The organism is Mycolicibacterium arseniciresistens, assembly GCF_030519285.1.
Lineage (GTDB): Bacteria > Actinomycetota > Actinomycetes > Mycobacteriales > Mycobacteriaceae > Mycobacterium > Mycobacterium arseniciresistens.
In genome coordinates this window covers 39,987-52,240 of record NZ_JAUMSQ010000001.1, presented here as the reverse complement: position 1 = coordinate 52,240, position 12,254 = coordinate 39,987, and the positions used below count along the sequence as shown (strand labels likewise).

Genomic DNA, 12,254 nt, shown 5'->3' with positions numbered 1-12,254 from the left:
GACCGCAGGATTTCTCAGCCGCCGGCGATCATCGCGACCGCGGCCAGCGCCGCCACCATGCCGACCACCTGCCAGCGGGTGACGCGTTCCCGCAGCACCACGATGGCCAGCACCATCGTCGCCGCCGGATACAGCGACATCAGCACCCCGGCCAGTGACAGCAGCGAGGCCTGCAACGCCAGCAGCATCGCCACGTTGGCCCCGGTGTCGAGCACACCCGCCAGCAACGCCAGCCGCAGCGGAGTGCCCGTCGGGGCCCGCAGGTTCCTGCTCACCACCGCGATCACCAGCACCAGCACCGTCGCGGTGACCCGCGCGAACACCAATGGCCACAGTCCCGCTTCGGCGGGCGCCTGGTCGATCAGGACGAAGTTCAGGCCGAACGCGACGCCGGAGCCGAGCGTCAGCCACGCGACCTTCGGGGTGAACGGCAGCGCCGCCGCGTCGGGGGAAGCCGACTGCCTGCTCACCAGCACCACGGCCACCAGTGCGAGCGCGACACCCGCGGTCGCGACGGCACCGGGCCGCTCCCCCAGCGCCAGGCCGACACCGACCGGCACACCCGCGACGATGACCGCCGTCAGCGGGGAGACCACCGAGATGGGACCCGACCCGAGCGCGGCGTAGAACCACCACACCCCGAATGCCTGCGACACCCCGCAGAGCGCGCCCCAGACCACCGCGCCGCGGGAGATGTCACCGCCCACCACGAGTGCGAGCACCGCCAGCAGCACCATCGCGACGGGATAGGACACCAGGACCACCCGCAGCGCCGCGACCTTGCGCGAGGCGATGCCGCCGACGAAGTCGCTGACCCCGTAGGCCAGACCCGATGCCAGTGCGAAAGACGGACCCTCGAGCGGCCCGGTCAGGACATGCCCTTGGCCCGCCGGCCCAGTTCGCGCACGACCTCGCGGGCGGCGTCGCGCTTGGCGATGTCCTGCCGCTTGTCGTGCGCCTGCTTGCCGCGTGCCAGCGCCAACTCCACCTTGACCTTGCCGTCGGTGAAGTACAGCGACAGCGGCACCAGCGTGAGGTTGCCGTCACGGATCTTGCCGATCAAGGTGTCGATCTGGCTGCGGTGCAACAGCAGCTTGCGGTTGCGCCGCGGCGTGTGGTTGGTCCAGCTGCCGTGGTGATACTCCGGGATGTGCAGATTGCGCAGCCAGATCTCGCCGTCGTCCACGGTGGCGAACGCGTCGGCCAGAGATGCCGTGCCGTCGCGCAGGCTCTTGACCTCGGTGCCCATCAGGGCGACGCCGGCCTCGTAGGTCTCCAGGATCGAGTAGTTGTGCCGCGCACGCCGATTCGTGGCGACCACCTTGTTGTTGCTCTTCGCGGCCAGGTCGGCCTTCTTCGCCATCGCTACCTCCGCACGTACAGGCGCAGCGTGATGTAGGCGGTGATGCCCGACATGGTCAGACCGAGGCCGAGCATCCACGGCGCGCAGTAGTAGACGACGTCCTTGAAGTCGACCTTCGCGATGAGATTCGCCTGATAGAACTGGTCGAGCGCGTCCTCGAGGAACAGCGCGCGCACCAGGATGAGCCCGACGATCGCGAGCACCACGCCGATGAACGCGGCGAGCATGGCCTCCACGAGGAAGGGCAGCTGCGTGTACCAGCGGGTGGCGCCGACCAGTCGCATGATGCCGATCTCGGTGCGCCGCGTATAGGCGGCGACCTGAACCATGTTCGCGATCAACAGCACCGCGCCGACGGCCTGCACCAGCGCGATCGCGAACGCGGCGTTGCTGATGCCGTCGAGGACGGCGAAGAGCCGGTCGATCAGATCCTTCTGGTTGAGCACGTTGAGCACGCCGGCCTGGCCCACCATGGACTCGTCGAAGCCCTGATGCTCCTCCGGGTTGGTCAGCTTGACGACGAACGACGCGGGGAACGCGTCCCGCCCGGCGACCTCCTTGTACTGCGGGAACTTCTTGATCGCGTCGTCGTAGGCCTGGTCGCGGTTGAGGAAGCGCACCGACGCGACGTCGTCGCGCTCCTCGATCTTCGCCCGCAGCGCCCGGCACGGGTCGGCGTCGCAACTGGGATCACCCGCCGACACCTCCGGCGTCAGGAAGACCTGGCTCTCCACCCGGTCGAGGTAGATCTCCCGGGACTGGTCGGCCAGCCGGATCACCAGCAGGCCGCCGCCGAACAGGCCGATCGAGATCGCCGTGGTGAGGATCATCGCCACCGTCATGGTGACGTTGCGACGAAGGCCGGTGAGGACCTCGTTGATGAGGAAGCCGAAGCGCACTTAGCGGTCCATTCCGTAGACGCCGCGCTGTTCGTCGCGAATCAGGCGGCCGAGTTCGAGTTCGATGACGCGCTGGCGCATCGAGTCGACGATGTGGTGGTCGTGGGTGGCCATCAGCACCGTCGTGCCCGTGCGGTTGATCCGCTCGAGCAGGTCCATGATGTCCTTGCTGGTGTCCGGGTCGAGGTTTCCGGTGGGCTCGTCGGCGAGCAGCACCAGCGGCCGGTTCACGAACGCGCGGGCGATCGCCACCCGCTGCTGCTCACCACCGGAGAGTTCGTTGGGAAGCCGGTTCGCCTTGCCCGACAACCCGACCATCTCGAGCACATCGGGCACGACACGGTTGATGACGTCGCCCCGCTTGCCGATGACCTCGAGCGCGAATGCGACGTTCTCGAACACCGTCTTCTGCTGCAGCAGCCGGAAGTCCTGGAAGACGCAGCCGAGCACCTGCCGCAGCCCGGGGATGTGGCGACCGGGCAGCTTGTTCACATGGAACTTCGACACCCGGATGTCGCCGGTCGACGGTGACTCCTCGGCGAGCAGCAGCCGCATGAACGTCGACTTGCCCGAACCCGATGGCCCGATCAGGAAGACGAACTCACCCTTGTCGATCTTGAGAGAGACATTGTCCAGCGCCGGACGGGCCGAGGACTTGTACTGCTTGCTCACACGGTCGAGGGTGATCATCACGGCACGCCAGTGTAGCGGTGCGGCAGACCCGGCCGGGCTACCGCGGCGGCGCGGGCGTCGTCGGCACCGGTCCCGGCCCGTCCAACGGTGCGGTCACCGTCGGCGTGAGGGGCGGGAACGACTGCACCGTCTGCGTCTGCGGCGGCAGCGGGCCCGGGCCGTCGGGGTCGACGACCGTGGTCTGCGGCGTCGTGGAGCTCGGCGAGGTGGGCGTCGTGGTGGTGGCGCTCGGATCGGTGGTCGTCGTCTCGGTGGGCGTCGTCGGCGTGGTGGTGGTCGTGGTGGTGGTGCGGCGCGGGGTGGTCGGCTCCTGCACCTGGGTGCGCGGCACCCAGGTGTACTCCGGATCGGGGACGAAGCCCGGGGGCACGACGGCGGCGGGAGGTGGCGCCGGCTCCGGCTCGAAGCTCTGCTGCACCCAGGTCAGCGCGAAGAACGCCAGCAGCAACGCCGCTGTCGAGGTGCGCACCCGGCCGCCGAAGAGGTATCCCGGCCAGCCCTGACCGACCTTCCGCGCGGCCGCGCGGGGACGCAGCACCGCGCGGAAGAATTCGGCCGGCTTCACTTCTTCTGCTCCGCGGGGCCCTGGCTCTCTTCGGCACCACCTGCCGTGGCGGGGTGCACGATCGCGCCGACGGTCGGGGTCGCGCCGCCGTCACCCGGAGTCACGACACCCGCGCGTCGTAGCGCGGCGATCACCAGGACCCGGAGCCGCCTGCCGACCTCGAACTGCTTGCCCGGCAGTGTGCGGGCCACCATCCGCAGGTTCACCGTGTCGAGTTCGATGCTCTCCACGCCCATCAGCTGCGGTGCGTCGAGCACCAACTGGCGCAGACCCTCGTCCTCCATCGCCTTCTGCGCCACCTCGTGCAGTAGGTCGTTGACCTTGTTCAGATCGGCCGCCGCAGGCACCGGCACGTCGATCACCGCGCGTGCCCAGTCCTTGGACAGGTTCACCGTCTTGACGATCTGACCGTTGGGGATGGTGAGCATCTCGCCCTCGGCGGACCGCATCTTGGTGACGCGCAGCGTGACGTCCTCGACGGTGCCCTCGGCGGGCATCGCGATACCGGCGACCGTCAGGGCGACGAGGTCACCGAAGCCGTACTGCTTCTCGGTGATGATGAAGAAGCCGGCCAGCAGATCCTGGACTATCCGCTGGGCGCCGAAACCCAGCGCGGCGCCGAGCACCGCCGCGGGGGCGACCAGGGACCCGACCGGGATCGCCAGCGCATCGGTGATCTCGACAGCGACCACCACGAACAGGATCGCGATGGAAACCCACGAGATCACCGAGGCGACGGCCTGGCGGTGTTTGGCGCTCTCCGAGCGCACCAGCTGGTCGCTCTCCTGATACTCGGCGTCGATGCGGCGGCTGATGCGCTGAGCGACCCAGTTGATGAAGCGCGCGGCCAGCAGTCCTGCTATCAGCAGCAGCGCGATGTGGATGCCGTTGGTGAGGATCCACCGACCGATATCGCCCTGCCAGAAGCCGGACCAGCGTTCTGACGTCGATACTGCGAGTAGCGAGTTAATCGTCATCTTTCCTGTTGCGCCAGCGGATTCCCGCCTCCAGGAACCCGTCGATGTCGCCGTCGAGCACGGTGGCCGGATTGCCGACCTCGAAGTCGGTGCGCAGATCCTTCACCATCTGGTACGGGTGCAGCACGTAGGAGCGCATCTGGTTGCCCCACGAACTTCCGCCGTCGCCCTTCAGCGCGTCCATCTCAGCACGTTCTTCGCGGCGTTTGCGTTCCAGCAGTTTCGCCTGGAGCACGCGCATCGCCGAAATCTTGTTCTGCAGCTGCGATTTCTCATTCTGGCAGGTGACGACGATTCCGGTCGGGATGTGGGTGAGCCGGACGGCCGAGTCCGTCGTGTTCACCGACTGCCCGCCGGGACCGCTGGAGCGGTAGACGTCGACGCGCACGTCGCCTTCGGGGATGTCGATGTGGTCGGTGGTCTCGGTGACGGGCAGCACCTCGACCTCGGCGAAGGACGTCTGACGGCGGCCCTGGTTGTCGAACGGGCTGATCCGCACCAGCCGGTGGGTGCCCTGTTCGACCGACAGCGTCCCGTACGCGAACGGCGCGTGCACGGCGAAGGTGGCGCTCTTGATGCCGGCCTCCTCGGCGTAGGAGGTGTCGAACACCTCGACGCCGTAGGAGTGCTGTTCGGCCCAGCGGATGTACATCCGCATCAGCATCTCGGCCCAGTCGGCGGCGTCGACGCCGCCCGCGCCGGACCTGATGGTCACCAGGGCCTCACGTTCGTCGTACTCGCCGGACAGCAGCGTGCGGACCTCCATCGCCGCGATGTCCTCGCGCAGCTTGGCGCGCTCGACATCGGCTTCGACCGCGGCCTCCGAACCGCTCGCCCCTTCTTCCTCGGAAGCGAGTTCGTAGAGGATCGGCAGGTCGTCGAGGCGCTGGCGGAGTTCCTCGACCCGGCGCAGTTCGTTCTGGGCGTGCGACAGCTCGCTGGTCACATGCTGGGCATGGGCCTGGTCGTCCCACAGGGTCGGGTCCGACGCCTCGTTCTCGAGCTTGTCGATCCGGGCACGCAGACCGTCGATGTCGAGCACCCGCTCCACCGTGGTCAGCGTGGTGTCGAGGGCGGCGAGGTCGGCTTGACGGTCGGGATCCACGAAAGTCGAGGGTACCGGTCAGCGGGCGGATTCCCGCCTGCCGCCCGCCGGGGACCGCCCCGCCGCCCGCCGCACCGGTTCTCCGCGACTTCCCGCGACGCGGCGGGTCACCCGGCTAGCATCGATGGCGGTTACCAGCCCGGCCGCGCCGTGACAGCCCCTCGCGGGTGACCGGGCAAGCGACAGAAGGCTGCCCATGCAGAAGCGCCCCTATCACGTGGCGATCGTCGGCTCCGGTCCATCCGGTTACTTCGCCGCCGCGTCACTGCTCAAAGCCGCTGATCTCGACGACGCCCCCGATGTGCGGGTCGACATGCTCGAGATGCTCCCGACACCGTGGGGACTGGTGCGGTCCGGCGTCGCGCCGGATCACCCGAAGATCAAGTCGATCAGCGCCCAGTTCGACAAGACCTCCGGCGATCCGCGGTTCCGGTTCTTCGGCAACATCGCCGTCGGTGAGCACGTGCAGGCCGACGAGCTGACCGAGCGCTACGACGCCGTGGTCTACGCCGTCGGCGCCCAGTCCGACCGGTCGCTCGGCATTCCCGGTGAGGACATCCCGGGAAGCGTCGCCGCGGTGGACTTCGTCGGCTGGTACAACGCCCACCCGTACTTCGAGCAGATGGGCCCGGACCTGTCGACGGGACGCGCGATCGTCGTGGGCAACGGCAACGTCGCCCTCGACGTGGCCCGCATCCTGGTCACCGACCCCGACGTGCTCGCCAACACCGACATCGCCGACCACGCGCTGGAGTCGCTGCACGCCCGCGGTGTCGAGGAGGTCGTCGTCATCGGCAGGCGCGGGCCGCTGCAGGCCACGTTCACCACGCTGGAACTGCGCGAGCTCGGTGCGCTCGAGGGTCTCGGCGACGTCGACGTGATCGTCGACCCGGCCGATTTCGCCGGCATCACCGACGAGGACCTCGAAGCCGCGGGCAAGACCGTCAAACAGAACATCAAGGTGTTGCGCGGCTACGCCGACCGCGAGCCTGCCGGCGCCAAGCGTCGCATCGTGTTCCGGTTCGGCACCTCCCCGATCGAGATCAAGGGCGACGAGCACGTCGAGTCGATCGTGCTCGGACGCAACGAGCTGGTCGAGGAGAACGGCCGCATCGTGGCCAGGGACACCGGTGAACGCGAGGAACTGCCCGCCCAGCTGGTGGTGCGGGCGGTGGGTTACCGCGGGGTGGCCACCCCGGGCCTGCCGTTCGACGAGAAGACCGGCACCATCCCGCACACCGACGGCCGCGTCGACGGCAGGCGCAACGAGTACGTCGTCGGCTGGATCAAGCGGGGGCCGTCGGGCGTCATCGGCAGCAACAAGAAGGACTCACAGGCGACCGTCGACACGCTGCTCGCCGACCTGTCCGGTGCGCAGCTCGCCGACTTCGACGCCGACCACTCCGAGGAGCTGGTCGAGTGGCTGCTGTCGCGGCAGCCGAAGCTGGTCACCGACGACCACTGGCGACTGATCGACGAACACGAGCGCACGACGGGCGAGTCGGCGGGCCGGCCGCGCAGGAAGCTCACCAGCGTGGCCGATCTGTTGCGCATCGGCCACGGCTGAGCGTTCAGGAGTAGGTCTGCGGCGGGGGCGGTGGCGGCGCCTCGTCCGACCCGAAGCCCCACTTGTCCGGGTTCTTCGTCGAGTACACCACCGGGATGAGTTGACCCATCGTCGGCCACTGCTCCACATCGACCGCCATCCGCTGGTAGACGACGTGCTCGTTGACCGTGGGCCCGTTGATCACGCCGGTGATCGTGACGAACTGCTCGCCCGTCGCGTCCGGGCGCGGGCTGACGCCCGTCACCAGCAGCGTGCCCTGAGCCAGTTCACCCTTCATCCCGCGCCGCCGCATGATCATCGGCCCGATCAACAACGCGAGCGCACCGACCATGAGCAACAGGATTCCGAATTCCCACACCCGGCCATGGTAGGACTGCTGCCATGACCGCGGCTCCTCCTGACGATCTGACGCTGGCTCTGCGGCTCGCCGACCAGGCCGACGCGGTGACCGTGGAGCGCTTCGGCGCGATGGACCTGCACGTCGACACCAAACCCGACCTGACCCCGGTGACCGACGCCGACCGCTCCGTGGAGGCGGCGCTGCGCGACACGCTGTCCGCCCAGCGGGCGGGCGACGCGGTGCTGGGCGAGGAGTTCGGCGGTTCGGCGGTCTTCACCGGACGGCAGTGGGTGATCGACCCCATCGACGGCACCAAGAACTTCGTCCGCGGCGTACCGGTGTGGGCCACGCTGATCTCCCTGTTGCACGACGGTGTGCCCGTCGTCGGCGTGGTGAGCGCACCGGCGCTGCAGCGCCGGTGGTGGGCGGCGGCGGGCGCGGGCGCCCACCTGTCGGTGGCGGGCGGACCGGCGCGCCGGTTGTCGGTGTCGTCGGTCGGTGACGTGGCGGCCGCCAGCCTGTCGTTCTCCAGCCTGTCCGGCTGGGCCGATCTCGGTCTGCGCGACCGGTTCATCGGCCTGACCGACGCTGTGTGGCGGGTGCGCGGCTACGGCGACTTCTTCTCGTACTGCCTGCTCGCCGAGGGCGCCGTCGACATCGCGGCCGAACCCGAGGTCTCGCTGTGGGACCTGGCCGCGCTCGACATCCTCGTGCGTGAGGCGGGCGGAGCGTTCACCGGTCTCGACGGCACCGCGGGACCACACGCGGGAAGCGCCGTGGCCACCAACGGCCTGCTGCACGGCGCGGTGCTGGCGGCACTGCGCGACTGACGGTCGCCGAGTGTGAAACCTCGGCGACTTTCGGGCCGGATTCTCGCCGTGGATTCACACTCGGCGTTCGTCGGCCAGGCCTCGGGCCATCAGGCGGGCGGTGTAGCGCACGGTCTCGTCCCAGGTGAACCGGTGCAGTTCGTGCCGGACGGTGGTGAACTGGTTGGCCAGCCCGGTGATCGTCGACCACAGCGCCGCCAGGGACAGATCGGGGTCGAGTGCGCCTGCGGCCTCGACGACGTCACGCAGCGCCGCCCACACGTCGCCGGCCGCGGTCAGGAGTTCCTCGTCGACGGGTGATTCTTCGCGGGTCAGCGAGAGGATGTCCAGGTCGCGACCGAACTCGACGTACATGTCGCGGTAACGCGACGCGACGGCGACGAAGGTCGTCTCGAAGTCGTTCGTCGCGTCGAGCTCCGCGCGGACGTCGGAGAGGAAACCGGTCAACCGGTGCGTGTACATCGCCGAGTACAGCGACTCCTTGGTGGGGAAGTACGTGTAGACGGTCCCGAGCGCAATTCCCGCGCGCCGGGCCACTTCCCGCATCTGTAGCGCCTCGAGGCCCTGCTCCTCGAGCAGCATGAGGCCTGCGCGAACGATGTCGCTCCGCCGCGCCGTCCGGTCGCCCCATCGAGTCTGCACGTCGACCCCTCCTCGAGATCGGGGGATTTTCACCCACCCGGTCGCGGACGGTCAAGCGTGCGATCCCGTCCGTGTTGACGGGACCAGGTGGGCGACGGCAATATGAACATGGTTCATTTTACCGGGAGGCTGAGCCTGGATGTGGCGATCGACCATGACGCACAGACGCTCCGAAGCCGTTGCGGGGTGGTTTCGGGGCAGTCCGGCGACGCGGATCGGCGGGCCGGTCGCCGCTGCACTGCTGGGTGTGTCCGGTCTCTTCGGCGGCCTGGATCACGTCCCGCTCGCCGAGCGGGTAGACGCCGCGAAGCCGGGCAGCGAGGTGACCGTGCAGCCGTTCGCCCTGACATGGAAGCGGGCGGTCGCCGTCGACGAGATCGCCGGCGTCGTCCGGCCTCTGACCGCCGGGCACCACCTGATGGTCGTGTTGCTCGACGCGCGCAACCTCAGTGGGCGATCGGTCCGCAGTCTTCTGCTGCTTCCACTTTCCCGGGCGGAGTCGTTTCGGGACCGCAACGTCGTGGTGCTCGACGACCGGTTGGCCCCGCGCACCGCGACGCTGTATGACGCCGACACCGACACCGTGGTCAACGTGCTCAGTCCCGGGTTGACCTACCGTCTGGCGATCGTGTGGGAGTTCGGCGGAGCGGTGCCGGACCGCTTGCCGCTCGGACTGGCCGAGTTGACCCTGCGCGGTGGGTCCGTCTCGCCGGACGTGCTCGAGTGGGAGGACCCCGACGAGGCCGCGACGGTGACGCTGCCGGTGGTCGACGGCACGACGGAACCGGCGTGAGTCGCACGGCGCGAATCGGTGTCGGCGTCGCGGTCGTGGCGGCACTCGCACTCGGGCGCGCGATCGACACCGTGGTGCCTGCGGTCACCGACACCCGCCCGTTCGAGCATTCCGGCGGCGTCGGTGACCGGGTCCGGCTGGCCTACGCCGACATCACGGTCGATGCCGTCCACATCGCCAGGCGGGTGGACAACGGTTCCCGCCGCCTGGGAAGTCCGGGCAGATGGTTGGTGGTGGATGCGACGGTGGTCGCCCGGGGGCGCCCGCTCGCCACCCCGGGCGTGTGGTTGCACGACGCCCGCGGCCGCACGTTCTCCGCCGACCCCCGGTCGGGTTACGCCTGGGTCCCCGCGCCGACAGGGGTGCGGTGGCGGGTGCGGATTCCGTTCGAGATCCCGGAGGACGCGCTGGCGGGAGCGATGCTCACGTGGGCGCGAAACACCAAGGACGACAGGCGCGACGACGTGGCGCAGGTCGACCTCGGCATCGACCGCGACGAAGCGGCAGAACTGTGGCACACCGACGAGACGATCGAGATCACAGAGCCCGGGATCGTCGCGTCGTGACCGGTTGGCTCAGGAGGAACCGATGGGGCCTGCTTGCGCTGCCCGCCGCCGCGGTTCTCGCCGTGGGTGCGAACGCACAACGCGTACAGGACTATTGGTGGGAGAACGACCTGCGGCACGCGGCCGCGACCGCGGTGCCCGGTGAGTGGGTCACCTGGACCGACTCATTCGACGACTCCGCGGGCCGCGGAACCCGGACTCTCCGAGTCAAACTCACCGCCGCCGAACCGGCCGCCGATCCCGCGGACGCCGGCCTGCCGCCGGATCTCACCGCGTGGCAGGTCACTCTGCACTTCGAGGCCGCGCCCGATCAGGTGCTGTACGGCTGCCTCCTGGCGCTGCGCGACGAGGACGGCAACCGCTACGAATACCGATCCACCGCCGAATCCCTCGGTCAGGACGACTGGCCGTGCCTCCCCGGACAGCGTGTCGGACCGCGACCCGCGCTCACGCCGGGACGACCGCGGGCCGCCACACCGGGTGAGGACAGACCACCGGGCTGGACCACCCGGCCGGTCGTGCTGGTGCCGCGCTCGGCGAGGATCACCGAAGTCCTGATGTGGTGGGAAGAGCCGGATCATCTTGTGGTGCGGGTGAACTGACCGCGCCGAGCACCCGGTCGACAGCCGCGGCGAGCAGCACGGCCATCAGGACCAACATCGCGGCGTTCTCGATCGCTCCTTCGATCGGCGCCCACAGCACATAGGTGTCGCTGTCGACGGGCCCGACCACGATCCGCCAACCGGCACTGATGAGATACGGAGCGCGCATCGCGAGCATGGTCGCCAGGCCGAAGACCAGCATCGGCACCAGGCCGGCCCTTGCCATCATGCGCAGGCCGTGGAACAGCGCAGCGAACCGGGATGCGACGTCGTCGGTGAGCCCTCCGACGGCCTGCACGATCGGCGGCGGCACACGCTTGGCTCGCGAGAGCCACGGGTGCTCGAATTCCGGCGGTGGGGCCAGCTTGTGACCCAGCACGACGGCACCGACTGCGAGCCAGGCGAGCGGCACGATCACCACCGCGTCGAACGAGTCGAGCACATCTCCCAGCCAGGTGGTGGTCGTCGTCAGCGGATGCCCCAGTGGTCCGAGACCCTCGACGACACGGTCGGACAATTCAGCCAGTTGCGCGACAGCCACCCGGTTGTGCAGCCACTCCTGCGCCGCGGCCTTCTCCCCCTCGATGTAGCCCGCGACGTTGGCCGACCAGTACACCTCGACCAGTGCACCCATGATCGCCAATCCCAGGAATCGCCAGCGCTTCTCGAAGCTGCCGAGCAGGAAGCGCAGTACCCAGGCGGCGACGACGAGACCGGCCACGAGCCACCAGTCGTTGAGGAAGACGCGGCTGAAGTCCGCTCCTGCGCCCGTCCGATAGAAATCGGTCTGGCCGAGTTCCTCCACGCCTGCCTGGTTCGTGAAGTACGCGACGTCCTGGCTGAGCAATCCGTACGCCACGTACACCGCGAAGAACGGCACCACCATCGATGTTGCGACGTCGACCAATCGACGTTCGCGTCCCGTCGTGGCGTCGGCCGGCGCCGCGCTTGCCAGTACCCGTTCGGAGTTCGGCAGGTCGTGGCGCAGCACGTGCAGCATGGCGATCATCGCGACGAGGAAGCCGAGTGGAGCGAAGACGACCAGCCCGTGTCCCAGCCAGTTGACCCGATCGCTGACCGCGACCGCCGCCCAGAGCGCTGCACCGCGAAAGGCGACGCCCGCCAGCGCAATCGAGACGAGCACCGGCCAGTTCCGACCGAGCAATCGGAGCGCGTCGACCACCACGCTGACAGCGTCGCGCAGAAAACCCCCCGCAGTTCTCATGACGCCAGCGTACCGACTCAGGCGGTGCCGGGCCTTGCCTCGGCGGTGATGACGGCGCATCATGATGAGCGCCGTCGATAAATCGCG

15 protein-coding genes are annotated in these 12,254 nt (G+C 68.9%); 5 read left to right on the top strand and 10 right to left on the bottom strand.

Annotation, left to right across the window (positions count from 1 at the left end; genetic code table 11):
* Window positions 1–14: 14 nt before the first annotated feature.
* The 7 genes from Q2100_RS00275 to prfB are packed head-to-tail and all read right to left on the bottom strand — an operon-like array spanning window position 15 to window position 5,602.
* Entirely contained in the window at window positions 15–839 is an 825-nt protein-coding gene (locus tag Q2100_RS00275; protein WP_456094130.1) for an EamA family transporter, read from the bottom strand.
* Between the two features lie 29 nt (window positions 840–868).
* A complete protein-coding gene (gene smpB / locus Q2100_RS00270) occupies window positions 869–1,363 on the bottom strand; it encodes an SsrA-binding protein SmpB (RefSeq protein ID WP_302912342.1) in 495 nt (164 codons plus the stop codon).
* Between the two features lie 2 nt (window positions 1,364–1,365).
* Window positions 1,366–2,262, bottom strand: coding sequence for a permease-like cell division protein FtsX (gene ftsX, locus Q2100_RS00265; protein ID WP_264012202.1), 897 nt, complete (start codon window positions 2,260–2,262; stop codon window positions 1,366–1,368).
* Window positions 2,263–2,952 (bottom strand): cell division ATP-binding protein FtsE, encoded by a 690-nt coding sequence (gene ftsE / locus Q2100_RS00260; RefSeq protein ID WP_264012268.1) that lies wholly within the window; start codon window positions 2,950–2,952, stop codon window positions 2,263–2,265.
* A gap of 40 nt (window positions 2,953–2,992) precedes the next feature.
* Entirely contained in the window at window positions 2,993–3,490 is a 498-nt protein-coding gene (locus Q2100_RS00255; RefSeq protein WP_302912420.1) for an Rv3103c family proline-rich protein, read from the bottom strand.
* Window positions 3,491–3,516: 26 nt separating this feature from the next.
* Window positions 3,517–4,497 carry a mechanosensitive ion channel family protein gene (locus Q2100_RS00250; protein ID WP_269895780.1) on the bottom strand — a complete coding sequence of 327 codons (981 nt, stop codon included), beginning with the start codon at window positions 4,495–4,497 and terminating at the stop codon, window positions 3,517–3,519.
* Entirely contained in the window at window positions 4,487–5,602 is a 1,116-nt protein-coding gene (prfB, locus tag Q2100_RS00245) for a peptide chain release factor 2 (RefSeq protein ID WP_302912341.1), read from the bottom strand. Before prfB ends, Q2100_RS00250 begins: the two co-directional genes overlap by 11 nt.
* A 196-nt stretch (window positions 5,603–5,798) precedes the next feature.
* Between prfB and Q2100_RS00240 the strand changes: the two genes are divergently transcribed.
* Window positions 5,799–7,169 carry an FAD-dependent oxidoreductase gene (locus Q2100_RS00240; RefSeq protein WP_302912340.1) on the top strand — a complete coding sequence of 457 codons (1,371 nt, stop codon included), beginning with the start codon at window positions 5,799–5,801 and terminating at the stop codon, window positions 7,167–7,169.
* A 4-nt stretch (window positions 7,170–7,173) separates the two neighbouring features.
* Here the strand turns inward: Q2100_RS00240 and Q2100_RS00235 are convergent, their stop codons facing one another.
* The gene (locus Q2100_RS00235) at window positions 7,174–7,527 is read right to left on the bottom strand and encodes a hypothetical protein (RefSeq protein ID WP_302912339.1); all 354 of its coding nucleotides are present in this window, start codon (window positions 7,525–7,527) and stop codon (window positions 7,174–7,176) included.
* Between the two features lie 23 nt (window positions 7,528–7,550).
* On the opposite strand from Q2100_RS00235, the gene hisN reads away from it, so the two are divergent.
* The gene (gene hisN, locus Q2100_RS00230) at window positions 7,551–8,339 is read left to right on the top strand and encodes a histidinol-phosphatase (RefSeq protein WP_302912338.1); all 789 of its coding nucleotides are present in this window, start codon (window positions 7,551–7,553) and stop codon (window positions 8,337–8,339) included.
* A 54-nt stretch (window positions 8,340–8,393) separates the two neighbouring features.
* Here hisN and Q2100_RS00225 read toward each other — a convergent pair whose 3' ends face one another.
* On the bottom strand, window positions 8,394–8,981 hold the full coding sequence (locus Q2100_RS00225; protein ID WP_302912337.1) for a TetR/AcrR family transcriptional regulator: 588 nt from the start codon (window positions 8,979–8,981) through the stop codon (window positions 8,394–8,396).
* 154 nt (window positions 8,982–9,135) lie between these two features.
* Here Q2100_RS00225 and Q2100_RS00220 point away from each other — a divergent pair, with 154 nt between their 5' ends.
* Genes Q2100_RS00220 through Q2100_RS00210 form a run of 3 tightly spaced genes read left to right on the top strand, consistent with a single transcriptional unit; the run spans window position 9,136 to window position 10,942 of the window.
* Complete coding sequence (locus tag Q2100_RS00220; RefSeq protein WP_302912336.1) at window positions 9,136–9,774, top strand: hypothetical protein; 639 nt, start codon at window positions 9,136–9,138, stop codon at window positions 9,772–9,774.
* Complete coding sequence (locus Q2100_RS00215; protein WP_302912335.1) at window positions 9,771–10,340, top strand: hypothetical protein; 570 nt, start codon at window positions 9,771–9,773, stop codon at window positions 10,338–10,340. The genes Q2100_RS00220 and Q2100_RS00215 overlap by 4 nt, the downstream gene beginning before the upstream one ends.
* Entirely contained in the window at window positions 10,337–10,942 is a 606-nt protein-coding gene (locus tag Q2100_RS00210) for a hypothetical protein (protein WP_302912334.1), read from the top strand. The genes Q2100_RS00215 and Q2100_RS00210 overlap by 4 nt, the downstream gene beginning before the upstream one ends.
* Here Q2100_RS00210 and Q2100_RS00205 read toward each other — a convergent pair.
* Complete coding sequence (locus tag Q2100_RS00205; RefSeq protein ID WP_302912333.1) at window positions 10,884–12,167, bottom strand: hypothetical protein; 1,284 nt, start codon at window positions 12,165–12,167, stop codon at window positions 10,884–10,886. The genes Q2100_RS00210 and Q2100_RS00205 overlap by 59 nt on opposite strands.
* Window positions 12,168–12,254: the final 87 nt, after the last annotated feature.

Bases quoted from the DNA above. Each gene is read 5' to 3' on its own strand.
- smpB (WP_302912342.1), bottom strand. From the start codon at position 1,363: ATGGCGAAGAAGGCCGACCTGGCCGCGAAGAGCAACAACAAGGTGGTC.
- Q2100_RS00240 (WP_302912340.1), top strand. From the start codon at position 5,799: ATGCAGAAGCGCCCCTATCACGTGGCGATCGTCGGCTCCGGTCCATCC.
- Q2100_RS00220 (WP_302912336.1), top strand. From the start codon at position 9,136: ATGACGCACAGACGCTCCGAAGCCGTTGCGGGGTGGTTTCGGGGCAGT.
- Q2100_RS00250 (WP_269895780.1), bottom strand. From the start codon at position 4,497: ATGACGATTAACTCGCTACTCGCAGTATCGACGTCAGAACGCTGGTCC.
- ftsE (WP_264012268.1), bottom strand. From the start codon at position 2,952: ATGATCACCCTCGACCGTGTGAGCAAGCAGTACAAGTCCTCGGCCCGT.
- hisN (WP_302912338.1), top strand. From the start codon at position 7,551: ATGACCGCGGCTCCTCCTGACGATCTGACGCTGGCTCTGCGGCTCGCC.
- Q2100_RS00205 (WP_302912333.1), bottom strand. From the start codon at position 12,167: ATGAGAACTGCGGGGGGTTTTCTGCGCGACGCTGTCAGCGTGGTGGTC.